At 36.7% G+C, this 25924-nt stretch carries 25 protein-coding genes and 1 pseudogene; 22 read left to right on the top strand and 4 right to left on the bottom strand.

All coding sequences use genetic code 11. The features are described from left to right. The 12 genes from RHO11_04945 to umuC all read left to right on the top strand — a co-directional run bounded on the left by RHO11_04945 (position 1) and on the right by umuC (position 13360). Positions 1 to 3489, top strand: a complete 3489-nt coding sequence (locus RHO11_04945; protein WVD62469.1) for a hypothetical protein — start codon at positions 1 to 3, stop codon at positions 3487 to 3489. Then, positions 3483 to 3650 carry a hypothetical protein gene (locus RHO11_04940; GenBank protein WVD62468.1) on the top strand — a complete coding sequence of 56 codons (168 nt, stop codon included), beginning with the start codon at positions 3483 to 3485 and terminating at the stop codon, positions 3648 to 3650. The genes RHO11_04945 and RHO11_04940 overlap by 7 nt, the downstream gene beginning before the upstream one ends. Before the next feature lie 13 nt (positions 3651 to 3663). After that, positions 3664 to 4512 (top strand): hypothetical protein, encoded by an 849-nt coding sequence (locus tag RHO11_04935; GenBank protein ID WVD62467.1) that lies wholly within the window; start codon positions 3664 to 3666, stop codon positions 4510 to 4512. A 60-nt stretch (positions 4513 to 4572) separates the two neighbouring features. Continuing rightward, positions 4573 to 4824 carry a hypothetical protein gene (locus RHO11_04930; GenBank protein ID WVD62466.1) on the top strand — a complete coding sequence of 84 codons (252 nt, stop codon included), beginning with the start codon at positions 4573 to 4575 and terminating at the stop codon, positions 4822 to 4824. Between the two features lie 13 nt (positions 4825 to 4837). After that, positions 4838 to 5683 (top strand): hypothetical protein, encoded by an 846-nt coding sequence (locus tag RHO11_04925; protein ID WVD62465.1) that lies wholly within the window; start codon positions 4838 to 4840, stop codon positions 5681 to 5683. Positions 5684 to 5915: 232 nt separating this feature from the next. Continuing rightward, positions 5916 to 6209, top strand: a complete 294-nt coding sequence (locus tag RHO11_04920) for a transposase (protein WVD62464.1) — start codon at positions 5916 to 5918, stop codon at positions 6207 to 6209. Further along, the gene (locus tag RHO11_04915) at positions 6206 to 7063 is read left to right on the top strand and encodes an IS3 family transposase (GenBank protein ID WVD62853.1); all 858 of its coding nucleotides are present in this window, start codon (positions 6206 to 6208) and stop codon (positions 7061 to 7063) included. Before RHO11_04920 ends, RHO11_04915 begins: the two co-directional genes overlap by 4 nt. A 28-nt stretch (positions 7064 to 7091) precedes the next feature. Continuing rightward, complete coding sequence (locus RHO11_04910) at positions 7092 to 8924, top strand: DUF3387 domain-containing protein (protein WVD62463.1); 1833 nt, start codon at positions 7092 to 7094, stop codon at positions 8922 to 8924. A 301-nt stretch (positions 8925 to 9225) separates the two neighbouring features. Continuing rightward, complete coding sequence (locus tag RHO11_04905) at positions 9226 to 9768, top strand: hypothetical protein (protein WVD62462.1); 543 nt, start codon at positions 9226 to 9228, stop codon at positions 9766 to 9768. Between the two features lie 230 nt (positions 9769 to 9998). Further along, positions 9999 to 11054 carry a hypothetical protein gene (locus tag RHO11_04900; protein WVD62461.1) on the top strand — a complete coding sequence of 352 codons (1056 nt, stop codon included), beginning with the start codon at positions 9999 to 10001 and terminating at the stop codon, positions 11052 to 11054. A gap of 626 nt (positions 11055 to 11680) precedes the next feature. Continuing rightward, complete coding sequence (gene umuD / locus RHO11_04895) at positions 11681 to 12088, top strand: translesion error-prone DNA polymerase V autoproteolytic subunit (protein WVD62460.1); 408 nt, start codon at positions 11681 to 11683, stop codon at positions 12086 to 12088. A 3-nt stretch (positions 12089 to 12091) separates the two neighbouring features. Beyond that, positions 12092 to 13360 (top strand): translesion error-prone DNA polymerase V subunit UmuC, encoded by a 1269-nt coding sequence (gene umuC, locus RHO11_04890; protein ID WVD62459.1) that lies wholly within the window; start codon positions 12092 to 12094, stop codon positions 13358 to 13360. A gap of 414 nt (positions 13361 to 13774) precedes the next feature. Here umuC and RHO11_04885 read toward each other — a convergent pair whose 3' ends face one another. From RHO11_04885 to RHO11_04875, 3 genes are read right to left on the bottom strand one after another with little or no spacing between them, the layout of a single operon-like run. Continuing rightward, positions 13775 to 14155 (bottom strand): hypothetical protein, encoded by a 381-nt coding sequence (locus RHO11_04885; protein ID WVD62458.1) that lies wholly within the window; start codon positions 14153 to 14155, stop codon positions 13775 to 13777. A gap of 39 nt (positions 14156 to 14194) precedes the next feature. After that, the gene (locus RHO11_04880; protein ID WVD62457.1) at positions 14195 to 14425 is read right to left on the bottom strand and encodes an Imm74 family immunity protein; all 231 of its coding nucleotides are present in this window, start codon (positions 14423 to 14425) and stop codon (positions 14195 to 14197) included. Next, complete coding sequence (locus RHO11_04875) at positions 14422 to 16899, bottom strand: hypothetical protein (GenBank protein WVD62456.1); 2478 nt, start codon at positions 16897 to 16899, stop codon at positions 14422 to 14424. The genes RHO11_04880 and RHO11_04875 overlap by 4 nt, the downstream gene beginning before the upstream one ends. Positions 16900 to 17396: 497 nt before the next feature. On the opposite strand from RHO11_04875, the gene RHO11_04870 reads away from it, so the two are divergent. From RHO11_04870 to RHO11_04825, 10 genes and pseudogenes are all read left to right on the top strand, one after another. Next, positions 17397 to 17861, top strand: a complete 465-nt coding sequence (locus RHO11_04870) for an STY4534 family ICE replication protein (GenBank protein ID WVD62455.1) — start codon at positions 17397 to 17399, stop codon at positions 17859 to 17861. A 97-nt stretch (positions 17862 to 17958) separates the two neighbouring features. Then, positions 17959 to 18216 (top strand): type II toxin-antitoxin system RelB/DinJ family antitoxin, encoded by a 258-nt coding sequence (locus tag RHO11_04865; protein ID WVD62454.1) that lies wholly within the window; start codon positions 17959 to 17961, stop codon positions 18214 to 18216. Then, a pseudogene (locus RHO11_04860) lies at positions 18206 to 18497 on the top strand (type II toxin-antitoxin system RelE/ParE family toxin). Before RHO11_04865 ends, RHO11_04860 begins: the two are co-directional and overlap by 11 nt. 353 nt (positions 18498 to 18850) lie before the next feature. Next, the gene (locus RHO11_04855; GenBank protein WVD62453.1) at positions 18851 to 18985 is read left to right on the top strand and encodes a hypothetical protein; all 135 of its coding nucleotides are present in this window, start codon (positions 18851 to 18853) and stop codon (positions 18983 to 18985) included. Positions 18986 to 19071: 86 nt separating this feature from the next. Continuing rightward, positions 19072 to 19485, top strand: a complete 414-nt coding sequence (locus RHO11_04850; GenBank protein WVD62452.1) for a hypothetical protein — start codon at positions 19072 to 19074, stop codon at positions 19483 to 19485. A 65-nt stretch (positions 19486 to 19550) separates the two neighbouring features. After that, complete coding sequence (locus RHO11_04845) at positions 19551 to 20213, top strand: DUF3275 family protein (GenBank protein ID WVD62451.1); 663 nt, start codon at positions 19551 to 19553, stop codon at positions 20211 to 20213. Between the two features lie 84 nt (positions 20214 to 20297). Next, positions 20298 to 20897 (top strand): hypothetical protein, encoded by a 600-nt coding sequence (locus tag RHO11_04840; GenBank protein ID WVD62450.1) that lies wholly within the window; start codon positions 20298 to 20300, stop codon positions 20895 to 20897. A gap of 13 nt (positions 20898 to 20910) precedes the next feature. Then, positions 20911 to 22500, top strand: a complete 1590-nt coding sequence (locus tag RHO11_04835; protein ID WVD62852.1) for a DUF6094 domain-containing protein — start codon at positions 20911 to 20913, stop codon at positions 22498 to 22500. A 102-nt stretch (positions 22501 to 22602) separates the two neighbouring features. Beyond that, complete coding sequence (locus tag RHO11_04830; GenBank protein ID WVD62449.1) at positions 22603 to 24927, top strand: SNF2-related protein; 2325 nt, start codon at positions 22603 to 22605, stop codon at positions 24925 to 24927. Positions 24928 to 25275: 348 nt separating this feature from the next. Further along, positions 25276 to 25572: a hypothetical protein gene (locus RHO11_04825; protein ID WVD62448.1), complete on the top strand. Its 297-nt coding sequence runs from the start codon at positions 25276 to 25278 to the stop codon at positions 25570 to 25572. Positions 25573 to 25627: 55 nt separating this feature from the next. Here the strand turns inward: RHO11_04825 and RHO11_04820 are convergent, their stop codons facing one another. Then, positions 25628 to 25903 (bottom strand): hypothetical protein, encoded by a 276-nt coding sequence (locus RHO11_04820; GenBank protein ID WVD62447.1) that lies wholly within the window; start codon positions 25901 to 25903, stop codon positions 25628 to 25630. Positions 25904 to 25924: the final 21 nt, after the last annotated feature.

The raw sequence follows: 25924 nt of genomic DNA, 5'->3' as shown, positions 1-25924 counted from the left end.
ATGGTTACTGAAAATACACAGCGCGTTGACACCTCTAGCGTGTCGGCAATTGCATCATTAACAGACAATGGGCATGCCTGCGAACGAGAAGGATATCCGATTTTACTGTTAAGAAAGTCAGCGGTAAATAAAGCGTGGGCTTCTCCTTATTCACCGCTCTTTTCGCTTTTGAAATCGTCTCAGCTTTCTCTGGATGACCGGGAGCCAAAAGAACCGTTACAAGACCATAATGAGGTTTTAAGAGTGTTACGGGAAGGCTATGTTTACATTCTTGCTGGAACCGCTAACAAAAAAGAGTACATCCGTTATTATGAGGTTTTAGAGGGGGGGATATTAAGGGAAAAAGCACCAGAAGACCTTGAAGTTGATGACCGGGCTCCGTTTCCAGTTAGATGTCTAGCCGATAATCATTATGTCCCTGCTTCATTTATCTCGGTTGATATTAGCAACGACGAATTAAATGATAAGCCCTTTTTATGGATTGCTTATAGTCGTTATCCGTGGAATAAAGAAACGCGTGATTATTATAAAAATAGTCAAGATTTAGCTCGGTTTAGTCAAATCGATTTAAAATCATTTATTCAAGCACCTGATGGGCATTCGCGAGGCATCGATTTATCAAGCGAATTTATTTTAGGTAATGTTTTAGAGTTTACGCCCAATATTTGCGGTAAATTACGCTATTTACCTAATTATCAAGATAAAAGTGAACAGCGAGTTCCTTTTACTCATTTTATCAATGCCCGCAAATATCAATACAAAAAAACGGTTGGGGCGATTATTTTAGAAGATGCATTAGGGATGGCTGAGGATTTAAACTTTCAACGCCTTGCCGAGGTCAATTATACCGGTGACTTTAAATTACACGATAAAATTGATGACAAAAAAAGTGATATTCCTTATGAATATCACGAGCTTCATACGCCAGAAGGTCAGTATAAAAAATTAAATTATGATTTAATTGAGCAGTATAAAATCGGTGTTAGACAGTCTTTTGATGAGAATAGCAAGGAAGGACTTGTCTCTTTTACATGGTTAGATAATTTTCAGCTACTATTTAATGATGATAAATGGCAGTACGGCGGAACTGTGGGAACATTTGACCAAACGGGTAGTACGACGATAAGTTTGTCTCAATCTGAAAAAGCTCATTACGATTTTGACCTATACTGGGGAAAGTTGAATGATCAATTAAAACAGGAAGAATATCATCGTTTTGCAGAGGTAGTAAAACGGTATGAGCAAATTAAAAAGAATAATGGTCGAGATTACACCCTTTATTGCCGCTGGTTATTTTGTGATAAATTACCTGCTTCTGAATTTTTTACGGGTAGAAAACAGCAACTTGAAAACAAGAAAGAAATCACTTTTCCTGAACAAAAAATATCGCGTTTTAATACCGTTAGATTTTGGGAGCGAGAGTTCAACTACCATAATCAGGGCACCCATAATGATATATTAGGCGATGCAATTCAAATATTCAGGACACAAGGTAGCAGTTATTATGATATGGGATTATGGGATGAACTCTTATCGAGTGATGAAACTTACTTTCATAAAGTGATTGCGGGAAAGAACCCCTCTTTTTGGAAAGAGAGTGATATTAAGTCGCTAGCCGATAAAAGCAGTGAGCTCACTAATTTTTTAATTAGCACATGCCTTGGAAATCCGATTATTACGTTAGCGCAATCACAGTCCATCCTCCCTGACGTGGCAGGTCAGCAATTAGAAAAAATCACCAATGCCCAAGGTGTTCAAAACGTATTAGCAGATACAGGTCATGTCAATGCGAAAAGTCGAACAATTACATTCAATATCAACACGGGTAAAATCAACGCGTTGGCGGGTAATAAAAATATTTCAATCACCTCACAAGCAGAAATTGACGGCACAAAAAAAACCACTATCACCTTAACGGTATTTTGTGATGATGATGGTTTTAAAAATATTGAAGACTATGTTAAACGGACCAACCGGGGTAATAGAGCGGCCAATGATGTCAATAAACTAGCAACGGTGATTGATGATAATGTTGTTATGAATAATATTGACTCAAAAAAAGTTAACCCACATTTAATTACCGAAGAGTTTAGCCTAACCCTACCAGAAGAGCGTTTTAATGAGCTCGATACTCAGCTAAAAACAAAACATGGCACTCATTTTAGCGGTTTTGAGGTTGTTAACAATAAAGATGGGCTGATTACAGCGAAATTTAAAGGTCAAGGGACACAAGAGAGTATTAACGAGCTAAAAGCTTACTTGCAAAAGTATGCTTCAAGCAGCACCAGTAATCGATTTGCAACCGTAAAAACATTATTAACTAAAATTACCAATAACCACATTGATGTCACCATTCATGCCAATACCATGATCGAAGGTGCACAGGAGATGGGAAATGTCCTTAAAGAAAACGTGCCATCCACTACGGCAAGCGAGTCTTCACCACACCTCAGCAATACACCGATTGATAATTCTCATCCACCTAAATTGAGGGGGGCACATGCAGCAACCAGCGCTTCAATCCTATTTGAACTGCTTTTATTAGCATGGCAAGTAAAATTATTAATAGATAACGGCAAAAAACTGCAAGAGACCAATTTAACCGATGAGCAGCGCAATGAAACGATGAGTGGACTTGTATTTGCGAGTGTTTCCATCACAATGAACGCTTTAAAGTTTGTTGCTGAGTCGGTTGATAAATTAGCCAAGATGGCCGGTCAAGTTGAAAATAAACTAATGGTCACCCTCACAGGTAAAGCCGCGGCATTATCTGAAAAAATGGTGATGAGAGCATTGATTAATTTTGCAGAAACACTCAATATCATGGCAAAATTATGGGGAGCATTAGAAGGGGCAAAAGAAGTATTTTGGGGAGTAGTGAAGATTAATTCTGGATTTAAAACGTCAGGATGGTGGAAAGTTGCCTCTGGTGCTCTTTTAGTTGCATCAATGGCTTTTGGCGGTTCCGGTATAGGCATTGCCTTATCTGTTGTTTGTATTATCTTATCGGTATTTTGTACTTATATGAGTGAACTGACCTCATTAAATGCCATGGAGCGCTGGTTTGACCGTTGTTATTTTGGCTTAAACCAGCTAAATGGCAATTTATCTCCTTACGCCTTAACCGAAGATGGCGTGAAAAAGCTTATTCACGGTTTTTACGGTGCTTCTCGGGGATATGAACTCTTTTTAACTAAAAAATCGCAAAGTAGCTTGGCCTTTTGGGATACTAAACACGATATTTACCTCAACGTAATTTTACCCAATTATAAATCAGATAACATTCGCTATTATGGTTCACTCATTGTTGATAAAAAGGAGAGTAGTCAAAATTGTTTAATCGGTCATAACTTGACTGGGACAACGTTTAAGTCAACTACCTTCCGTGATAATACAGCGGGCGTGCTTTCAACGTTGGAAATGAAGACTGATTTTACAAGCCAAGCAAGTCAATCAGCTAATCTATCACCCCTCCAAATCAAATGGTGACTTATCAACTGGATGAACAAGGCTCGTTAATTATTTGCCCGGTGGTGTATGTGGCGGATAGCGATACTGATACAAAAATAAGTGTGTTAGGCTTTATTGAAGAGCAAAATGGCAGCGAAACCTCATTTACCATTGAATTAGAAGATTATCTTGAAATATGATTAGGAATAAGTAATGGCAGAATTTAAATTGGGGTATAAGCATTATCCTAAAGACTTGGTAAAATTTAAACCGGTTAAAAACAACGACGAATTAACTAACCTCCGCTTTGGCAATGATACGCTTATTGAAATTGGACGAACCAGTGGTCAAATAGACCGTACTTTAGAGATGGCATTTGGTTTTTGCCTCAGCATCGGTGGTCTAATTTTTATCGGTGTATTATTTTATATGTTTACAACATTGACTCAATACAGTTCTAAATGGGAGATTGTTGTAATTTTTTGTTTTATATTGCTTTCTGGATATGTTGTTTTATTATCAATTTCTCAATATTTTATAAAAAATGCTATTTGGCCGGCCGACTACCCGGTGCGCTTTAACCGTAAAACAGGTAAAGTCTATGTATACGAACCACGGTTAAGTAAACGACTTTATTATTTTCCCTTAAGGGAAATTGTAAAACTTTATAAGCCGGTCATTAAAGTCTATGACTGGCAAGATATTGAAGGAATGGTGACACGTAAAGGCTTCTTCTTGCAGCAGGAGTTTTTTGCGGCAGTAGTCGACCCGCAAACTGACACCCTGATGGACTATTTTAGCTTATGGGATAATGCTAATTACATCAATCACAGCGAGTGGCGCTGGTTATTGTGTTATATGAACGGTATGCCGAATATGAATTACAAAGGTAAAATCCGTGGTCGCTTTTGGTTAGGGCGATTATGTCACTGCTTTGCGCCTGAGTTTAGCTGGCCAGAAGGTATTGATAAAGCTTCACGAGCTGAGTCGCTTGAAGAGCTATCCAAAATTGAACAGCAGTATGACTTAATTGGTAAACACTACCCTTATGAGCAACCTTAACACGGGAAATGTTAATTAACTTATTATTATAAATTTTAATTTGATGATCCATTCTTTATTTTGGACTTTAAACATAACTTAGGCAATTCTGATTTTAGCACGCAAGCCAGTCAATCAGCTAATCCATGGCCTCCTCCAAATCAAATGGTGACTTATCCACTGGATGAACAAGGCTCGTTAATTATTTGTCCGGTAGTGTATGTGGCTGATGACAGTGTCGATACAAAAATAAGTGTGCTCGGCTTTATTGAAGAGCAACAAGGCAGTGAAACCGCATTTACCATTGAATTAGAAGATTATCTTGAAATATGATTAGGAATAAGTAATGGCAGAATTTAAATTGGGGTATAAGCATTATCCTAAAGACTTGGTAAAATTTAAACCGGTTAAAAACGACGACGAATTAACTAACCTCCGTTTTGGCAATGATACGCTTATTGAAATAGGACGATCCTGTAGCCAAATAGACCGTACTTTAGAGATGGCTGTAAGGTTAGCTGGAAGTGGGGCATCTCTTTTTGCTATTTATATTGGAATATTGTTATTTCTAGATATAGATCTTTATTATATATACAGTGATGTAGCATTTGCTTTAGGATTAATTATATTTTCTTTATTCCTATTTAGTTTATTCTTGTCTCAATTAGCAAAAGTCGTTATTTGGCCGGCAGAGTATCCCGTGCGCTTTAACCGCAAAACCGGTAAAGTCTATGTGTATGAACCGAGCTTAAGTAAACGACTTTATTATTTTCCCTTAAGGGAAATTGTAAAACTTTATAAGCCGGTCATTAAAGTGTATGACTGGCAAGATATTGAAGGAATGGTGACACGTAAAGGCTTCTTCTTGCAGCAGGAGTTTTTTGCAGCGGTAGTTGACCGACAGACGGACACCCTGATGGACTATTTTAGCTTATGGAATAATGCTAATTACATCAATCACAGCGAGTGGCGCTGGTTATTGTGTTATATGAACGGTATGCCGAATATGAATTACAAAGGTAAAATCCGTGGTCGCTTTTGGTTAGGACGATTATGTCACTGCTTTGCACCTGAGTTTAGCTGGCCAGAAGGTATTGATAAAGCTTCACGAGCCGAGTCACTTGACGAGCTTACTAAAATTGAGCAGCAGTATGACTTAGTCGGTAAATACTATCCTTATGAGCAACCTTAACTGGGGATATGTCAATTAACTTATTATTATAAATTTTAATTTGATGATCCCTTCTTTATTTTGGATTTTAGACATAACTTAGGCAATTAAATACGATGTGTTAAATCGATATTTTTGGGTGCATCTTTTATAAAATTATTTTTTTAAAAGTTGACACTGAATTTAAATGGCTTAATATTTGATGTGCTCCTAGTTTAGTGGAGACTTTTTAGTAACAAAAAAGGAGTCTCAAATGATTAAAAAATACGATCCCCAATTTAAACAAGAAGCGATCAATTTAGCCCTAAATAGCGAACAAACTTATCGACAAACAGCCAATGATTTAGGTATAAATTACAAAACATTTTGTAATTGGATGTACCAAACGATGAATAAACCAACCCATCAAGCGATAAAATCAAATAAAAAACCAGACTATCACGAACTTGAGCGTCAAAATAAAGCGATGAAAAAAGAGCTTGAGCTACGTAAAAAGGAGATCGATATCCTAAAAAAGGCCGCTCAGTACTTTGCGAGCCTGAAATAGCAAGGTACGAATTTATTAAAAAGCAAAACACGCTATCTAAGCGTCGTTTATTTCATCTATTTGACGTGTCAAGTAGTGGTTACTATGCCTATTTAAAGCGATTACCGTCTCAGAGAACAGTGTTTAATCAGCAGCTTGACAAAAAGATTGAAACACTATTTGAAGATCATCGGCATCTCTATGGTTATCGGCGTTTACATGTCGAACTTTTGGAGGAAGGCTATTGTTTATCACGTGAACGAGTTCGTCGACGAATGCACAAGCTTCACCTTAAAGCAAAACAACGCAAAAAGTATAAACAAACAACGCACAGTAACCACAACAAACCGGTCGCTGAAAATATTTTAGATAGGCACTTTACCATGGACACACCTAATCAAGCTTGGGTATGCGATATAACTTATATTAAAGTGAACGGACAGTGGTTATACCTCGCGATTGTACTTGATCTCTACTCTCGTAAAATCATAGGCTGGGCGATGGATACGCATATGGAAAGCTCGCTAGTTTGTCAAGCCTTAACTATGGCTTTGCTTCATCGGGGCTATCCAAGTAAAGTGATTGTTCATAGTGACCGTGGTGGCCAGTATTGTTCCGATGATTACCAAGCTATATTAACGGCTTATGGCTTAACGTGTAGTATGAGTCGCAAAGGTAACTGTTGGGATAATGCGGTGGCTGAAAGCTTTTTCCATACCTTAAAAACAGAATGGATTTACCGACACAAACTAGAAAATATGGCACAAGCTAAATCGATGCTCTTGTGGTACATTGAGGTTTACTATAACCGAGTAAGAAAACATTCATATTTAAACTATTTATCACCTGTTCAATTTGAAGAAAAAATGATTTAATAATTTGAAAATAACTCTCCACTAAAATGTGGGCAGATCAGCGTTACCTAATGCGACCTATTTAGGTTTTACGGGTACTCCCATTGAAAAGACCGACGTTAATACGCCCGCTGTTTTTGGAAACTATGTTGATATTTACGATATATCCCAAGCTGTTGAAGACGGTGCTACAGTACGAATTTTTTATGAAAGCCGTTTGGCTAAAATTGCCATCAGTGAAGAAGGTAGAGAGCTGATTCAAGCATTTGATGATGAGTTTAATGAAGATGAATTGATTGAAACCCAAAAAGAACGTTCAAAATGGGCAAGAGTTGAAGGCTTGATTGGTAGCCGAGAACGAATTAAAGCGATTGCAGTTGATATTGTTCAGCACTTTGAATTACGCTTAAAATCGAATGCAGGAACAGGTAAAGGAATGGTTGTTACCATGTCTCGTCGAATCGCAGCTGAACTTTACAACGAAATTATCCGACTTAAACCGCAGTGGCACAGTGATGATTTAAATGATGGAATAATTAAGGTTGTGATGACATCCTCGGCCTCTGATGGTCCAGAGATTGCCAAACATCATACTACCAAAAAAGAACGTCAATTATTAGTAAATCGTATGAAAGATGATGACGATAAGCTGAAATTAGTCATTGTTCGTGATATGTGGTTAACGGGGTTTGATGCACCAAGTTTGCATACCATGTATATTGATAAGCCGATGAAAGGCCACAATTTGATGCAGGCCATTGCACGTGTAAACCGGGTATATAAAGATAAAATTGGTGGTTTAATTGTCGATTATCTCGGTATTGCATCAGACTTAAAAGAAGCGCTGTCTTTTTATTCTGATGCTGGAGGACGTGGCGAACCGGCTCAGGTTCAGGAAGAGGCTGTTGCTCTGATGGAGGAAAAGCTCGAAATCCTTGAAGATATGATGTCTGGTTATGCTTATAAAGCATATTTTACAGCAACAACATCACAGCGCTTAACGATTATTTTAGAGGCAGAAGATTATATTCTTGGTCTCGATAATGGTAAAGGAAAAGCGCGTTTTCTTGCTGCGGTAGCAGCTTTGTCACAAGCGTATGCACTTGCAACGCCCCATGATAAAGCGATGGAAGCAACGCCTGAAATTGCTTTTTTCCAAGCCGTTAAAGCTCGTTTAAATAAATTCACTGAGATTTCAAACGATGCTACCCACGGTCATAATGAAAGTTTAGAGATTCGAGTAAAGCAAACGATTGATGAAGCATTAGTGACCGATAATGTGGTTGATATTTTTGATGCAGCAGGGATACAAAAGCCTGATATATCAATTCTGTCAGAAGAGTTCTTATTGGAAATGAAGAACTATCAACATAAAAATATTGCGCTTGAAACCTTAAAAAAATTATTGGCTGATGAAATTAAGGTTAGGATGAATCAAAGTATCACGCAAGGTAAAAGATTGATTGATATGTTAACTTCAGCAATAAATGGTTACCAAAACAAGGTGCTGACCGCTGCCGAAGTCATTGATGAGCTAATTAAATTAGCAAAAACTATTCAAGAGTCCGATAGCTTAGCCAAGCAACTTAATCTTAGCTCTTATGAATATGCCTTTTACACGGCCGTTGCTGATAATCAGAGTGCTCGTGAATTGATGCAAAAAGAGAAATTACGAGAATTGGCTGTTGTGTTAACTGAAGCGATCCGCAGTAATGTTACTTTAGATTGGACAAAGAAAGAATCGGCAAGAGCTAAAATTAGGGTTGTGGTAAAAAGATTACTTAAAAGATATGGCTATCCACCCGATATGTCACTGCTGGCGACTGAAGAAGTGCTTGCACAAGCTGAAATATTATCTAATGAATTATCAACTAACTTGTAGTTGGTAGTACAAGTTAATGAGAATGTGATTTCCATATTGCTAATATTAATCAGGAATAAATAATACTTTGCAATTTAGTTATCCACAAAATCAGTGGATAACTAAGTGAGTAATATACATTAAACTATTTAATTGATAATAAAATCAATTTGCTTATTATTGAGTCAATTAATATTGATTTATTAAATTTGATAGGTGTTGATTTATATAACGGGTATCGGTTACAAGATTACGATTTGATAGATGGAAATACCAATAAATATTGTAAGGTTATTTTGTGCTAAATGAAAGAGTAAATAAAATGATTAATTTTTTTAAAAAGTTTTTTTGTAATAAAGAAAAGGGAAGTCATCATTCAGCGAGAGTTTTTTCAGAGCCTGAATTAACAATTAAGCGAGCAAATAATGAAATGGAGTTGCGGACACAGGCTGCAATAAATACATGGGGGCTTGATACTGCAGCATGGTCAGTGGATTTAAACGAAGGTCTGATAACCTTTATCAACGATGAAAAGGGTTTAATTATAACAGCCCCAGTCCAAGTAATTGGTACATATAATACTGAAGATAGTACCTGGTTATGGGCGTGGGATCATCCTTCAATAAATGAATCAGTAGCTGAATTTTCTAAGAAAGTAAAAATCTTTGGTGAGCAATATAAACTAAGCCAATTAAATACACGTAAAATTATTGTGTCGATGGATGAGGCTTGGGAGCTTACGGCCCTTGCCTGCTATTTAAGTAAAGGAGAAGGAGGGTATAGTGGTCTTTCTGGAGTCACTAGAGTCTTTATGGTTTATGGACCGGTAACGATAAGAAAAAATGAGGAATCGACTGGTTTGTGAGTAAAATTATTTAATAGTACTCTCTAATAAATCGATGGCACATCAATTAAGGTATAGTCTGATTTATTTGAGCGTTTATTATCTATTTAATTTAAAAATAAATGGGTAGAATAATCAACGGATTTTTTCTGAAATGAAAAAAGAGTAATGTATAAATAACAAAATTATACCTGAAAACGACCCAATATATTATTTTTAAAATTAACTTTAAATGAAAGATGCACGTTAGTATGAAAAATAACTGTCATTTTATTACCTCCAAATTTTGTCAATATGATATATTTTCTGATCAAAATAATCGTTGTTATCGAATTATTACGAATAAAGAAGTATATTATTTTTATGAACACCAGTTTAGTGACGTTACTATTTTAGATGAATTAAAAAATGGTGATAGAATTCAGGTAGGTTCTCACCAGCTTGATGATGGTACTTATTGGCTTCATTGGTTGGTTTCATTTAAAGGGGATTTGTCTATCCGAAATAAGTTAAATTATTGCATCCCTCATCATTATACTTTTATTTTTCCGTTAGTTGCACTAGCCTGTTTCTTGTTAAATTTGGAATTTATGGCAGCCATGTTTACTGTATTCTCTTTCTGTATAATTAGTTGGTGTTTTTTCGCAACATTATTCCGCTTGGTTAACTTATTCTTGCCTAAACAAATTTTTTTACGAAATCAATTTTTTAAATTAAAAAAAGGCGATATGAGTTTGATGAAAAGCTCAGTTTTTGAGGTTCGCAAAGCTTTATTATGTCTTCCAACCGATCTTCCAGTTTATGAAGGCATTGCGAATAATGTTAGTTCGTCTTATTATGACGAACGGCAAACAGTAAGATTTAATTTTAATCGTACAGGATTATTTTTTACTGAGTATTGTTATTCGTTGGCTAATTTTTTTATTCCCGTTATCTATTATTCTACGCACCCAACTTTTATTGCTACAGGTGACAAATTGAGTTTGGTTTTTGCGCGTAATAAAATTCAAGGGATGATTAATCATAGTGATGGTGCAAGTTATTTATTTTGTCACTGTCTTTGGATGAGTAAAAAGAAAGCAAAAGTTGTATTACGGTATTTGTATGCTCTCACGATTCCTACTGGATTCTTTTCGATTTTATTTTTTACTTTCGATGCGTTACCAATAGCATTAGGATTACAGTTTTTCCCATTATTACTATTACTATGTTACACGCTATTTTCATTGCTTAATGATCGATCTTATACTAGAGCTGTATTGAACTGGTTACAGCAAACAACCGGTAAATGGCCAAAAGAAATCTAAAATATTGCACAGGAATATGATGATGAATTGAGCAATGATATTTCTATTGCTTGTGTGAACGATAATGATCATTGCAATTCCAATTAAGTAATAATCCCATGGCAAAAAGTTGATGCAGGTTAACGGATGTATCTTAAATAGTATTTATTTTTACACAAGTGGAATTAAAGATCAAACTACTGATTGAAATGGATAATCTTTGGACACTGGAGCAAGTCCGTTGTGTGTGCAATACTGACGTCTCTGAAGCAATCCATGAGGTTAGCAAGCAAATCATCACCGAACTCAACAAAACAGCTAAAAAGGGTTAAATGGCCCAAAACAAGGGTAGTAAGTTATAATGGTAAATGTATCAATGGTAAGGGGTTTAAAGGGTAAATAATTAATGGTAATGGGGCCATAATGGGAATGGCCCTATCTGGAAAAGGCTACGGGCGCAAAACCCAAAAGGCTTTTTGAGGGAAAAGGCAATCCAATAATTAATTGTTACTTTACAATATTAAAGCACATCATTTTCGTTACATGCGTACTTTTTATCAATTTTTACACAGTCTCGATATTTTATTCATAAATTAAATTGCTATACTGTATATATAAACAGAGATGAGGCTTTAATTAAAATAATTATGAATAGTTATTACAAAGATAAACTTTATCTTATTCCTTTTTTTGGTGATTCTATATCAGCTGGATTTCCCAGTCCTGCACAAGATTTTGTTGAGAAACGAATTGATTTAAACGAGCTTTTAATTAGACATCCGTCTGCAACATACCTACTCAAAGCTTCAGGCGATTCGATGATTGAGGGGCAAATAAGTTCAGGCGATATCCTGGTTGTTGATTCGGCTAAAACTCCAACCCATGGTGATATCGTAATTGCCTCTGTATCCGGTGAATTTACTGTTAAAAAACTCCAACTTGGCGAAGTCATCACATTATTACCGATGAATCCTAACTATGAACCTATTACGATGAAAGATGAAACGGATCTAGAGATATTTGGTGTGGTTACATTTGTTATTCATGAGACTTAATCTATGTTTGCACATGTTGATGTGAATTCCTTTTATGCAAGCTGTGAAAAGATATTCAGACCGGATTTAAAAGATAAGCCAGTTATTGTGCTGAGCAATAATGATGGCTGCGTTATCGCACGTTCAAATGAAGCTAAAGCACTTGGGATAAAAATGGGACATCCCTATTTTAAATTACCTGATTCATATCTAAAAAACAATAATATTCATGTGTTCAGCAGTAATTATGCGCTGTATGCCGATATGTCTCAGCGAGTAATGGATACGATTAAATCATTAATTCCTGAACTTGAAGTTTATAGTATAGATGAAGCCTTTTGTGATGTTACAACCTTAGATCAATTAATTCCATTTGTCACATTAGGTCATAAAATAAGAAGTGCAGTCAAGCAGCATACCCATTTAACCGTTGGTGTAGGTATTGGCCAAACTAAAACATTGGCTAAATTAGCAAATTATGCAGCCAAAAAATGGAGTAAAACACAAGGCGTGGTTGATTTAACTGATCAACGTCGTCAAATTAAGCTGATGTCATTAACGCCTGTTGAAGAGATATGGGGCGTTGGACGATCACTGAGTCAACAGCTCCATAAATTCAATATAAAAACGGCATTGGATTTAGCTAAATGGTCACCACTTGAAGCTAAAAAACAGTTTAGCGTGGTACTTGAACGAACTATTCGTGAGCTAAATGGTGAATCATGTCTTACACTCGAAAGCATTTCAGCACCAAGACAACAAATTGTTTGTTCACGCTCATTTGGCACTAAAGTGACAGATATTGCTATTTTATCAGAGGCCATTAGCAATTATACAGCAAGAGCTGCGGAAAAATTACGTGAAGATAAACAGTATTGCAAGCACATAACTGTATTTATAAAAACGAGTCCTTTCGATTCAAAGCAAATATATTATAGTAACGCTTCATCTGAAAAACTCAGTGCAACCTCCGACACCCGAAAATTATTAGCTGTAGCAAATCGATTACTTAAGCAAATATGGGTTGAGGGCAGGGAATATCAAAAAGCCGGTGTCATATTGAATGACTTTTGCCAGACTGAAACCAATCAATATGATTTATTTTCAGACTCAAATGTGAACCTGCGAAGTGAAAAACTCATGACCACATTAGATAAAATTAATAAAATGTGTTCATCGAAATTATTTTTTGCATCACAAGGTGTTACTGGGCAGTGGAAAATGAAGCAAAACTTTTTATCACCTGCCTATACCACTAGAATAAACGATCTAAAGATTGTAAAAATTGCATAGTATCTATTTACAGCTAGTTTTCTTTTCTTCCATAAACATAATAGCCATACTCAATTATAATCGGCTTAGGGTAGTCAATTCTATTTATAGTTGTTTCAATATTAAAACCATCTTCAAAATCAGCGATAACCTCTGTTTCAATAATTGAAATACGTTCTTTATCATCTTCTTTTATTTCTCCATCAAGGAAAAAAAGAGTTCAATTTTTTGATTAACAATATCAACTATTATTTTTCTTATATTTGGCGTAATTAGTGCTTTGAGTCATCGTATTAAGTAAAGTACCTACTTTACCAATTGCACTAAAATCTATTCAGTATTTATGTTTCTAAGTTCCATAATTGAATGAATTCAGTGAATTTAGAACAATAATCATTGAAAATCAGCTAATGCTATCAAATATAAAAAATTATGTTACATTCGTTTGTTTATGAGTTGATTATACCCACCTTTATGAGGCAGTTCTTCTTCAAAGTCACATGATGCGACTATTTGATATTGTTCAGTCCACAAGTAAGTTAACAATTGTTCGATGAATGCCTTATATTGCAATTCTTTTGCTTCATCAATAAGATCTATCTCTATAAAATAGGGATAGAATAAAAAACCATCAGGAAAATCTTGAGTATTGGTTTCATTAAATTCTTTATTGTATTGTATATTAATAGTAAAAATATCATTTTCAGCAGAAAAAAATTTGTTAAAACTAACATTCCCAAAAGAACTAATCTTTTGCGACAGCTCCTCTATTGTAATTGGAGCATTGAGAAATATTTTACAATAATAATTACTCATAATTTAATCTCAATTAGCTAAATGAAAAATAACAATATGTTATTCAAAAATAATTTTCATTTCTGTATTTTTAGTGTAATTTTCGATATTTCTAATTATCTGTTGTTTCTTGTCTTCATTTATTATTTCGTTAGAATAGGGCTGCTCCCATAATTTTATACTATTTTTATCTGCATAAAATCCACCGATAACTAATTCTCCAGTTATCACTATTTCATGGTTATCATCAAATAAAACTCTAATATAATGATTCGTTCCTGTTATTTTCATTCTTTACCTCTTATAAATATTATTTTCTCAATTTTATTTTTTGGATCTATTGTTATTATTTGAGTAACATTCTCGTTGTTTTTTAATCTAGGTAGTTCTATATTTTCCCATATATTACCGGGACGTAGATGGGTGCCTACAACAGCTTTAACCTCTCCAGAGACCTGTGTCGCGTAAACTTCGGAAACTTCCTCCCAAGCTTTTATGGATAAAGGGTCATGTAAATTCCACTCAGGTATATTTACATTTTTCTCCTTTATCAGTAATTCTAAAGTAGTTCCCGATTTTGATTTAGCAATTTGTTCTGCAACAACAGCTCCGCCTATGTTGTCTGTTTTACCTGACCAAAAAAACGCTGAATTTGGTTCGGTTTTTAATATAGAATAAATTTCTTTTGTCACAAATTCATATTTTTTATATTTTATGATATGCCGCTGCTTTTGAGTATTTTTAGACAGCTTATCAATATAGACTTTGACATCTCTCATTAACGAAGATTTTTGCCCAGCAGGGGGGAGGTATTTAATCGAGACAATATTGCGCGTAGCTGACGGCACTTTGCTCAGAAACATTATTTTACTACCTAACGCTAAATCAACTAGCCCATAAGTAATGCCTTCATAGCCTTTAGGTACCAGCTCTGACCAGGCAATCATATCTTCCCCAAGGGTAGTAACTTCTTTATCGGTTAACATCCGACTTATACCTGCTGCGATGGCATCACTACCGACAAACCCTAAGGCAACAGCTACGGCAGTACCCGTGCCGAGTGACCCGCTCTCAATGGCGCCGGCAGCCGCCAGCGTTAATACACCTCCGGCAACTTGCGCCGCCCCCAAAATCTGATTTTCATATTTTGTATAGGTCGATTTAATTTCATCACCGTAAAGGTAGCCAGATATGCCGCCAATCAACATACCGGTTGGGCCTAAGAGGCTACCTGTCGTTATTCCTTGACTGGCATTGCTGAGATGATGTTGTTCAATATCACTAAAGTACTCATCTATAAATGACACATCGACAGCGGCGGTAGCGAGCTGCCAATCATCAATTTTTGCCCATTTTTGTGGCACTTTGATATCGGCAAGCCCTTGCGGATTAAACCGACCGATAAAACGGTATCCTTGGCTTACCGAGGTGATGGCGTATTTATGGTCTTTGTGGTACTGAAGATAAAATCCTTCAGCTTGCGGCAACGCAATATATTGATAATTAAGTTTTGTTGCCTTTAATCGATATTCACGTCGGGTCTGTACATGCTTAATCAATCCAGGTTCGCGCAGGTGTTTGAGTAGTTTAATGGCATTGAAGTAAAGGCTATCAATATCCTTGAGTTCATCGGCCTGTATATCGTGATTAATTTGTTGTTTGAGTTTTGTTTCATAATCATTATCTTGCCCGGTACCATCGAGTATTAATGGTTTATTTAAGTATTCACGGGCAATTTTGGCAAGTAGGTCACTCTTGTAAGCATAATCCGTTTTATCATAACCGTCGCTATGACGAAGATGGTGTAGTGCTTTGATGGCTTGTTTGAGTAATACGGGGTCAGTAATGGCACCTTCACTCTCGTCATACCCCAAATCACCGATACGCTCGGTAGCGGTAATAAATTGAGTTTGGTTAAGCACTAATACGACTTGATAAAATAGGGCGCCAATGCGCTCATCGGGACGAAATGGACTTTTATCATCGAGTTTTTTTATCGGTGAGTAATGCTGAGGCGAAAAACCATAATTGATGGCGCTGACCAGCGCTTCATCTTGTTCTATGGTAAAGGGGGAGTTACCTGAGCGTAATAGCGTACTGAGTTCATCCAGCCATTTCTGTGCTAGCTTTTTAACCCGCAGTGATTTTTCACCGCGTAGTGTTAAATCGGTTTCACCTTGGTTGCCGCCAATGAATAGATGCACTTTCGGCAGTACTTCACTAACCGAAAAGGTATCGCCATGCCTTAAAAATATTTCGTTAGGGCTTGTTTGTACTTTGGTAATCGTTTGCTGGCTATCCTTACCATCACGAATATCCATTAGTTCTGGCTGATGATTAACCAAATCAACCACTAACCAACTGTTATCCGGTTCATAGTAGGGCTCTTTTTTGATAAGCGATGGCAGGGTGTCGAATTGTTCGCTAGTTGACGATTCAACATAATGGCCACTTTGTGGTGGTAACTCAATCAGTATCGCGGATTCAGTAAATAAGGCTGTTTTTAATACCTTGGATACTTGATCGGGAATTTTATGATAATAACTTTGGTAAGGTAACCCGACTTGCTGTAAAACCGGATAGAAGTTTTTACAACTCTCTGGCTCAGAGACTAATTGTTTAACAATGTCATCATAGCCCGTATCATAAAAGTGTTTAATGCGTTTGGGTTTAGGTAAATATCCCTGCCCTGCCTCGCGAGCCAATTGATAAGCTTCTTCTTGCTGTTGCCATGCTTTGGTTGACAGTAATTGATAGACATACATGTTGCACTATTCCGTTTGCTTTCTTATTTAATTAATATTTATATTTACTATCGATTAAATCATAGCATGTCAGTTTGTGATGGCAAGAGAAAGAATAAATTTTGGTAGGTTGGGTAAGTAGGGTAGTCAGCTATTTATATACTCATGAATGGTTTATCATTTAATTTTGAATAAGTTAAATAGTGCTGAAGTTAACTTATATCATTCTATGATTGAAATTCTATATAAAATTAGTATAATAAAATCTGTTCTCGTTACTTTCAGTAACAAACAGCCCGAGGCGATGGTTATTAATCCTCACACGTTGCAAGTAACATTGGACGTGCCTTGTTTAAGGTAACCACATCCTTTAATCAACAAACTCACTGCTTTCGCAGGTTGATGACATCGATTCGATGTTGAGTTCACATTAACTTACCGTTTACTCACCCATAGGGGAATTTTATCCCTATCGGGCAGAAATTCTCCTTTTTTATTTTACAAATTTGGAGAAAATTATGACTAATTCAACTAACAACACAACAACTAAACAATTTTTTGATTTACATATTACAGGTCTTGGTTATGTTAATCGAATTCGTGAGGTTCAAGTTAAAAAAGGTAATCCTTATCTATCTTGTTCAATTGCAGCACTACGAGGCAATAGTGAAGATGCGGAGTATACTTATTTTGAATGTAATGTGACTGGTGAAAAAGCAAAACATTTGATTGCAAAATGTATTGAAGCTTCAGATTTGAAGAAAAAAATTCTCATCAGTTTTTGTTTAGGTGATTTATATTCTGAAACATTTACTTACACGAAGGGTGACAAACAAGGTCAAACTGGCGTAAGTTTAAAAGCTCGATTACTTAAAGTATCAAGCATTAGAATCGATGGGGAATTGAAGTATTCTGAAAAAGATGAATCATCAGAAACGCTGGCACCCACTCAATTAAATAATGATGAAAGTCAGGTCGCTTAATCAACACAAAAAAAGCAAGGTAACTTGCTTTTTTTTAAACTACATTATCATGGGTGCAATACATGTTGCAATGCACTTATGTTGTGGAGAATAAATTATGGGTAATAAATCTATACAAATCAGAATTGATGATAAACTTAGGGATGAATCATTTTCTGTTTTTAATCAGATGAATATTGAGCCAAATGAAGCTATTCGTAGTTTTTTGCGGTATGTCGCCAGTAATAAGAGATTACCTTTTAAGGAAGTGAATCTATTTATTGATGAGGATGAAGATGAAGATATTCTTAAAATTGCTGAAGATAGACTCCGAAATCCAGGTAAAACTATTGAGGTAAATGTTGATGACCTTTAATGTCGTATTCGATGAAAGGGCATTTAAAGAATGGAATAAATTAGATCGGAGTATACAACTTCAATTTAAAAAAAAGTTAAAAAAAACTTCAGATTAACCCCTATATTGAATCGGCTAAGTTAAGTGGTTCGCTGTCTGGGTGTTTCAAAATAAAATTGAGGGCATCTGGGTTTAGGATGGTCTATCAAGTTATTGACGAGCTTATTATTATCAAAGTGTTAGCGGTAGGTAAGCGAGAATCTTTAAATGTTTACAACGATGCAAAGCAGCGCATTAATTAATTGCAATCCCTTCATTTCGACATGAGGGGATTGACTAAATTGATTATCCCCATGTTGAATTTATTCATTAAATTGTTATACTAAATTTGTTTCTGCTGCTTTTTAGTGGCAAACAATGAGAAGATGATCGTCAATTCTCACACGTTGCAAGTAACATTGGACGTGCCTTGTTTAAGGTGATCACAACTCAGCTTAGTGAGTCTAATTCTAAGCGCCTTTAACCAACAAACTCACTGCTTTCGTAGGTTGGTGGCATCACTATGATGTTGAGTTCACATTAACTTATCTTAAACCCACAGGGGAATTTCATCCCTGTGGGCATGAAGTTCCTCTTTTTTTATAAGGAGAATTTCATGTTTCAAACGTACATCATCACATCGGATACTTTTTTTGAAGCCTTGGTTTTAGGAAAAGCCTTTATTCCTGATGATATGTTAAATTCATTAAGCTCACTGGTTCGTGAACACATGCATATACCCTATATGTAATTTTTTTTAATTTTATTTCCCCGAAAGGCGGTTATTCATGCCTTTCGGATGATGACCTCCTTTAATTTTCTAATTGTTAAGAGGTTATGATGAAAAAAATGAAATGGATGGTTTCTCGTGTTCATACCAAATCTGAGCTAATTGATGGTTTAATCAAACAGACTGAACTGAGTGAATATTATGAAGAGAAAACCTTAATATATCATGTCAGTAAGCACGGTGGTGTAACTGTATTATGGTCCGTCATGTTATTTAATGTTTTAAAAGATTATCGGGATTTGCTACAAGCCGGTAAGCATTACTATATCAAATGTACCACGATTGAAAATAAAAACGGTGAATGGTGTTACGCTCATCAGAGTGAGTTTGCCTTTCCCAATTATTTTGATTGTCCACTGGAATTTCTTTTACTTGCTAGATATGAAATGAATCATGAATGGCGAGAAAAAGTAAGACACTATCACACACAGCAGAAGAAACACAATGCTGTTATCCATTAACCACTGGAGCTAATTATTTTCGTTTGAACTAATTAGCTCTATTTATATCATACAAGGTCATTATTATGATTTCACTCCCTGGTACGCTTGTTATTTCCCAAAAACAGGGTAAATACGGCACATTTAATAAAGCTAAGCTGGTGACCAGTATTGGCGATTTTACCATTAAAGATAAACGCATTGAGCAATACGAAGAAGGTAAATATGAGGGTACGTTTATTATTATGGAAATTAAGCCTTATTCGTATCTCTATCAAAACAGAGCCGTTTATGAGATTCAAGCAAGGCTTAATGATATGGTGCTCAATGATAATGCGGTATTAACCGATGAAGAAAAATCATTAACCGCAATACCTGAACATGACCCGGCTAGCGATGAAGAGCTATCAACCGGGTTTAATGACGGACATCATAAGGCTACTTTGCAAAATGCTGTTATCAGTAAGCCGAGTGATAATTTATTACCGTCTGACAATAAAACTAAACTGATAGAACGCACAGTGACATCAAGCGCTAGTGATTGCAATGATGGTGCTTTATTTGGTGTACTTTGGCCATTAGGGGATGAAGTTCGTCTTGATTCAACGGAAGATAGATTGAAATTAAGAGAGCAAAGTTCCAGGCTTAAGGCGTTAAATTACCAGTTTGATTATAAAACGCAAATTTGGACAAAACAGACCTGTTCTCATTTGCAAAAGCGTAAAACATCATTACCTGAACAGTTTTAACGTCAGGTTTAACTTAACTTGCTAGGAGAAATTCAACGCCTAGCGAATTGAATTTCTCTTTAATTTATCATTAGGGGAAATTCTATGAAGACAATATCAACGTTAATATTAAAAGATATTCCGGATTTAATGTGTGATGGCTGCGTGGTTGACTCAGATGACAATCTGATTTTCTTATCCGTTTGGGGAAGAGATACCGCCATGCAGGAGCTTTTAGGTAAAATCACTATCGGCAGTTCAAGTAACATGGGGTTAGCAGAAATTCGATTACTCAATCATTTAAATCTACTAACCCATGCAAAACTGACTAAAGATAGGGAGTACGACAAGCGCACACAAAAATTCCAACATCCACTATTTGGCACGCTCAATCACGCCTGGATATTCGATAGTCGAACGAAAACGCCTTGCCGAACTTCGCAAAGTACGATTTTAATGTTTGACAGTGAGACGTCTCAGGGCGTTATTGATGATTGCCTCTTTGAAAGCATCAAACATTTGACATCAATACCGTTACTTGACCATTGGAAAAAGTCGGTGGTAACGATTGCTAAAGAGCATGACATGATTCAAGACAATACGGTGTTATGCCGTCAACTGAAATCGATGACAATGTGTATCAATGAACATCTACTTGCTGAGCATATCAGTCTTTTAATTCAAAAAAGCGTATTGACGCTTTAGTCAGTCTTATTCAATTCATGACATAAATTCTTTATTTCATTTTACTTTTAACATTAACGAGGTGCTTATGGCATTGGTTTCACCGCGCGTAGCGCATAACTTAGCAAAAAATGGCTATTACCCAACGGATGATGCAACGATTAAAGGCATTGTTCAATGTTTAAAGCGAGACGACAAACCAATCAGGGTCCTTGACCCTTGTGTCGGAGAAGGACGCGCTGCGAGTTACCTGGCGTATTCTATCAGTACACAAGCTTCACTGTTTGGTGTTGAATTTAACGAAGCGCGGGCTGATATTGCCAAAAAGCGATGTGACCGGGTTTTACGTAGTGATTTATTTGACACGGTGATATCACCGCAGTCCTTTGGGTTACTCTTTTTAAATCCGCCTTATGGCGATTTAACCCGGGAAAATACGGGCGCTATCGTAAACTATCAAAAGGACTATAAGCGACTGGAGAAAATCTTCTATCGATTTACGGTTCCTTTACTGCAATACGATGGCATTTTAGTTTTTATTATTCCCTTTACGCAGCTAGATGAGATGGTATCCAATTGGCTCAGTAGTCAGTTTACGGATATCACGGTCTTTAGTGCCAGTGATAAACAATTTAAACAAATTGTTATTATGGGTAAAAAGGTACGTCAAGCAGAGATTACGCTTGAACAAAAAAATCACGTCAAGGCGTTATTTAAAACCATTTTTGACGGTGAGTTTATGCCAAAAGAGGTGGGCGAGGGGATTTGTGAGCGACGGTATAGTGTACCCGAGCCGAATGAACCTGAGATTAAAGCATTTTACAAGCTGCCCTTTACTCAAGGGGAGTTTGAAGAAAGCCTTAATCACGTTCTGGGGCTTTGGACAGATAAACAGGCGTTTACCCAAAGTTTGCATAAAAGCCAGCGCAGACCTCTGTGTCAAATGTCAGATTGGCATTTATCACTTGCACTTGCAGCAGGTGAAATTGCCGGCGTGGTGAACTCACAAACAGGTAAAACCTATGTGATTAAAGGGGATACTTACAAAGTACAAACGAAAACCACGGAAACAAAATCAGACGAAAATGGTGAGAATGTGGAAATGATAACGACATTAACCGACAAATTTATCCCGTCGATTAAAGCGTGGGATTTTACGCCACATTCAACGACGTTTGGATCATTACTGGTGATTTCAAGCCAGGTTAATGAAACGAAACTCGATGATGAGGCTCACGCGCCGGATTCGGCATCGACTATTGATGATGAAAATTATCACGTTAACCATGATAATCATGAACATCAACCGCTAGATAACGATGATGACCTCGTTAAAGTAGGGCAAACAGTTTGCACTAGAACGATTAAGGCGTTATGTGACGAGGATTTCACGATTGCATGTGCTATATATGACGCATTTACCCGTTATAAAAAGGGTGATTGGGGTGATATGGATAATAGTGATAAAAAACTCAATGACCGGGCGGTTAAACAAGGGCAAAAGAATGACCGTCTTTTTGCCAGTTATCGTATTAACGATGACGTTAAACTATGGATTATGACTGAATGGCATGGCATCGAACAAGGCTTTATTACTACATTGATGTTGCCAAGTGAATACTAAGTAGATTGAGTTATTAATTCTGATGATAAACCCATAAGGGGAGACGCCCTTATGGGCTTGTTTCCCTTTTTATATATTGACTTAACATATTGAGGATTAAAAATGGAACAAGCGACTATTAATACACTAAATAATGCACCTAAAACCATTGCGTTAACGGATTTCATTGCAGAGTTTAAAGATTCACTGTTAGCCAGTTTAAATGCGTCAAATCCACCAGTGTACCAGGTGGAAAAGGCATCTGTTAACCGGCAGCAAATCATGGACTCATTGATGAGAAAACCGTTTTCAGCGCAAGCACATGTTGTCCAAGCAATCACGACATTGCTTTTAGACAATAATGAACCGGCGGGTATTATTAATGCCGAGATGGGCACAGGAAAAACAATGATGGCGATTGCTGCATCTTATGTGATGTTTCATGAGGAAAACTATCGTCGTCATTTAATTATTTCTCCCCCTCATTTGGTTTATAAATGGCGTCGGGAGATTTTACAAACCGTACCAAATGCTAAAGTGTGGGTACTTAATGGCGCAGATACCTTAATGAAGTTATTACTGCTGCGTGATGAGCTGGGTGATCATATCGAGCCAAGTGGGCCTGAATATTTTATTCTGGGACGCGTTAGAATGCGGATGGGTTATCACTGGCGTAATGCCTTTGTGCTTAAAAAGGTGTATCAAAAGCACAATGCCCATAACGATAAAGGTGACGTCATTACCAGGTACACCACAATCCATGCGGTGAGTTGTGCGGATTGTTTTCACGTTTACCGAGATGATGAAGGTGAACCTTATTCAGCGGATCGGTTTAATGCGATGGAGCGTCGAATCAAGTGTCCAGGTTGTCATAAACCGCTGTGGACATTAATGAGACCGACTCGAGCGACGAAAACGACGTTTCGGGATAGAGTAAAAAAATCGATGTGCCAGATACCAACAATAGGCCCTGTTCGAGCTGAAACATTACTGTCAACATTTGGGGATGATTTTATCTCGGATATGCTGTCAGATAATGCAGCAGACTTTGTTAACTTAATGGATTCGTCCGGTGAGTTTGTCTTTACCGATAAACAAGCAAGGCGGATGGAACGAGCGCTGGCCAATTTGGAGTTTGGTTTTGGTGAGGGAGCTTATCAAGCAACCGAATTTATCAAACGATATTTACCCAAAGACTGCTTTGATTTATTGATTGTGGACGAAAGTCACGAATATAAAAATCAAAGCTCAGCGCAAGGACAGGCGATGGGGGTGCTGGCCAGTCAAGTTAAGAAAGTACTCCTCTTAACTGGTACATTAATGGGCGGCTATGCCGATGATTTATTTTTTTTACTCTTTCGGGCATTAACCTCAAAAATGATTGAAGATGGGTATACCGTTAATGGGCGTGGCTCATTAGGCGTAGCTGCCATGAAGTTTATGGAAGACCATGGCATTTTAAAGCAAGTCTTTACTGAGCGTGATTCCGTTAGCCATAAAACAGCGAAAGGTAATCAAGTAACGAAAAGGACACAAAAAGCGCCAGGGTTTGGTCCTAAAGGAATACTGCGATATGTATTGCCATATACCGTTTTCTTAAGACTGAAGGATATTGGTGACAATATTTTGCCTAACTATGAGGAGCAGTATATTGAGGTGCACATGTCTGAATATCAACGTGAAGAATACGATAAACTATCTTCAACATTAACGGCAGCGCTGCGGTCAGCATTAGCAAAACGTGATACGACCTTAATGGGCGTGGTACTTAATGCGTTACTGGCTTGGCCAGATTGTTGTGCCAGGGATGAAGAGGTCAGACATCCTAGAACAAAGGACACGCTTATTTTTGTGCCGGCTGTTTTTGATAATGAACCCAATCATTTTGGGATTATCGAATGTTCGCCAAAAGAGGCACGCCTAGTTGAACTCTGTTTGGCAGAGAAAGCAAAAGGGAGAAAAACACTCGTTTATACCACATATACAGGAACACGAGATTTAACGCCACGGCTACGACTGATTCTTGCACAAGCAGGACTTAAAGTTGCGGTACTTAAATCAAGTGAACCACCTGAAAAAAGGGAGGATTGGGTCATGGATAAAGTCGATAGGGGATTTGATATTGTGTTAACTAACCCAGAACTCGTTAAAACGGGTCTTGATTTACTCGATTTTCCAACGATCATCTTTCTCCAAACCGGGTTTAATGTGTATACGCTTCAACAAGCAGCAAAGCGCTCTTTTCGGATTGGCCAAAAGAATGATGTTAAAGTTATCTATTTGGGGTACGAAAATTCAGCACAAACCAGTTGTTTGTCATTAATGGCACAAAAAATAGCAGTATCACAAAGTACGTCGGGTGATATGCCTGACTCGGGATTAGATATTCTTAATTCTGAAAGTGATAGCGTTGAAGTGGCGTTAGCAAAACAACTAATTGGAGCCTAACAATAAAAAAGACTTGATGATTATTCATCGAGTCTTTTTTTTATTTACATATACTATTTTTTACTTGAACGTAGATTAATCGAGATTGCTATAATAATTAAAATTAACGACAAAGGATTAAAAAGAGCTGCAATAAATAGAAAAATGTCATCATTATTGAATCTAGATGATAGTTAAAAATACAAATGACTGAAATGTATTAGCTCAGACTCTAACTGATAGTTTTCGCAGACATAACTCAATCAAATCTTTTGTTATGTAGAGATTTAATTATGGACTGTTATCCCGAAGGATCGATGGATAGATATTCATAATTTTCCTTAACCTATTGATTTAGGATGGATTATCATGCAACATAACCTTCACTACCCTACCCAGTACTCTGGAAATATAGATCATATGCGTAAATTACAAAAATTAATTGCAACAGAGCGCTCCAAGTTATCACCTTACTCCAATCTCTCTTCGAAAGCGATATCTCGTATAGCATCAAAGTGTCGAAAGGATGAAATTGCCGATGCACATATCTTGATAAAAGAGCTCAAAGCTGAGTTAGCCACACTTCCTGATTGGGATGGCGATACACATGATGATATCTGGAGAACTATTGAATTATTCAAATCAATTCTAGATAATGTTAGATAATGAAACCTTAGGAATCCGCTTTTGGCATAGAGCTGACTGTCAGTTCAGGTTTGAGCTAGTACACAATCACCATTCGAGGATAACTCATCGCACTTGGGAAGAATTCAGATAAACTGCTTTTAATCGATAACAGATAAAATTGTTTAAAATTGCGGTAATGTGACAAATGGAAAAGTAGCATGATGGTGATGATTTCACTTTCTGTGAGCTGTTGATGGCGAATACGCTTTCGATGGTGGACTCTTTTTTGATATTCATACCAATTTTTGAGTATTGATTGGCAAAAATCATCGACATCGACAAAAATTGACGTTATTTTATCCTCATTCATCTGAGTACTTTGGGATTAATT

It is taken from the genome of Orbaceae bacterium BiB (genome assembly GCA_036251205.1).
Classification (GTDB): domain Bacteria; phylum Pseudomonadota; class Gammaproteobacteria; order Enterobacterales; family Orbaceae; genus Orbus; species Orbus mooreae.
Note: the sequence above shows the minus strand (reverse complement) of the source record. Positions and strands in the feature narration are given on the sequence as shown.

What these genes read in the sequence shown, in the direction of transcription:
- RHO11_04830 (WVD62449.1), top strand. Translation starts at nt 22,603, where the DNA reads ATGGAACAAGCGACTATTAATACACTAAATAATGCACCTAAAACCATT.
- RHO11_04870 (WVD62455.1), top strand. Translation starts at nt 17,397, where the DNA reads ATGACTAATTCAACTAACAACACAACAACTAAACAATTTTTTGATTTA.
- RHO11_04855 (WVD62453.1), top strand. Translation starts at nt 18,851, where the DNA reads ATGTTTCAAACGTACATCATCACATCGGATACTTTTTTTGAAGCCTTG.
- umuD (WVD62460.1), top strand. Translation starts at nt 11,681, where the DNA reads ATGAATAGTTATTACAAAGATAAACTTTATCTTATTCCTTTTTTTGGT.
- RHO11_04925 (WVD62465.1), top strand. Translation starts at nt 4,838, where the DNA reads ATGGCAGAATTTAAATTGGGGTATAAGCATTATCCTAAAGACTTGGTA.
- RHO11_04905 (WVD62462.1), top strand. Translation starts at nt 9,226, where the DNA reads ATGATTAATTTTTTTAAAAAGTTTTTTTGTAATAAAGAAAAGGGAAGT.
- RHO11_04820 (WVD62447.1), bottom strand. Translation starts at nt 25,903, where the DNA reads ATGAATGAGGATAAAATAACGTCAATTTTTGTCGATGTCGATGATTTT.
- RHO11_04865 (WVD62454.1), top strand. Translation starts at nt 17,959, where the DNA reads ATGGGTAATAAATCTATACAAATCAGAATTGATGATAAACTTAGGGAT.
- RHO11_04845 (WVD62451.1), top strand. Translation starts at nt 19,551, where the DNA reads ATGATTTCACTCCCTGGTACGCTTGTTATTTCCCAAAAACAGGGTAAA.
- umuC (WVD62459.1), top strand. Translation starts at nt 12,092, where the DNA reads ATGTTTGCACATGTTGATGTGAATTCCTTTTATGCAAGCTGTGAAAAG.
- RHO11_04935 (WVD62467.1), top strand. Translation starts at nt 3,664, where the DNA reads ATGGCAGAATTTAAATTGGGGTATAAGCATTATCCTAAAGACTTGGTA.
- RHO11_04900 (WVD62461.1), top strand. Translation starts at nt 9,999, where the DNA reads ATGAAAAATAACTGTCATTTTATTACCTCCAAATTTTGTCAATATGAT.
- RHO11_04840 (WVD62450.1), top strand. Translation starts at nt 20,298, where the DNA reads ATGAAGACAATATCAACGTTAATATTAAAAGATATTCCGGATTTAATG.
- RHO11_04945 (WVD62469.1), top strand. Translation starts at nt 1, where the DNA reads ATGGTTACTGAAAATACACAGCGCGTTGACACCTCTAGCGTGTCGGCA.
- RHO11_04940 (WVD62468.1), top strand. Translation starts at nt 3,483, where the DNA reads ATGGTGACTTATCAACTGGATGAACAAGGCTCGTTAATTATTTGCCCG.
- RHO11_04920 (WVD62464.1), top strand. Translation starts at nt 5,916, where the DNA reads ATGATTAAAAAATACGATCCCCAATTTAAACAAGAAGCGATCAATTTA.
- RHO11_04885 (WVD62458.1), bottom strand. Translation starts at nt 14,155, where the DNA reads ATGAGTAATTATTATTGTAAAATATTTCTCAATGCTCCAATTACAATA.
- RHO11_04880 (WVD62457.1), bottom strand. Translation starts at nt 14,425, where the DNA reads ATGAAAATAACAGGAACGAATCATTATATTAGAGTTTTATTTGATGAT.
- RHO11_04825 (WVD62448.1), top strand. Translation starts at nt 25,276, where the DNA reads ATGCAACATAACCTTCACTACCCTACCCAGTACTCTGGAAATATAGAT.
- RHO11_04875 (WVD62456.1), bottom strand. Translation starts at nt 16,899, where the DNA reads ATGTATGTCTATCAATTACTGTCAACCAAAGCATGGCAACAGCAAGAA.
- RHO11_04850 (WVD62452.1), top strand. Translation starts at nt 19,072, where the DNA reads ATGATGAAAAAAATGAAATGGATGGTTTCTCGTGTTCATACCAAATCT.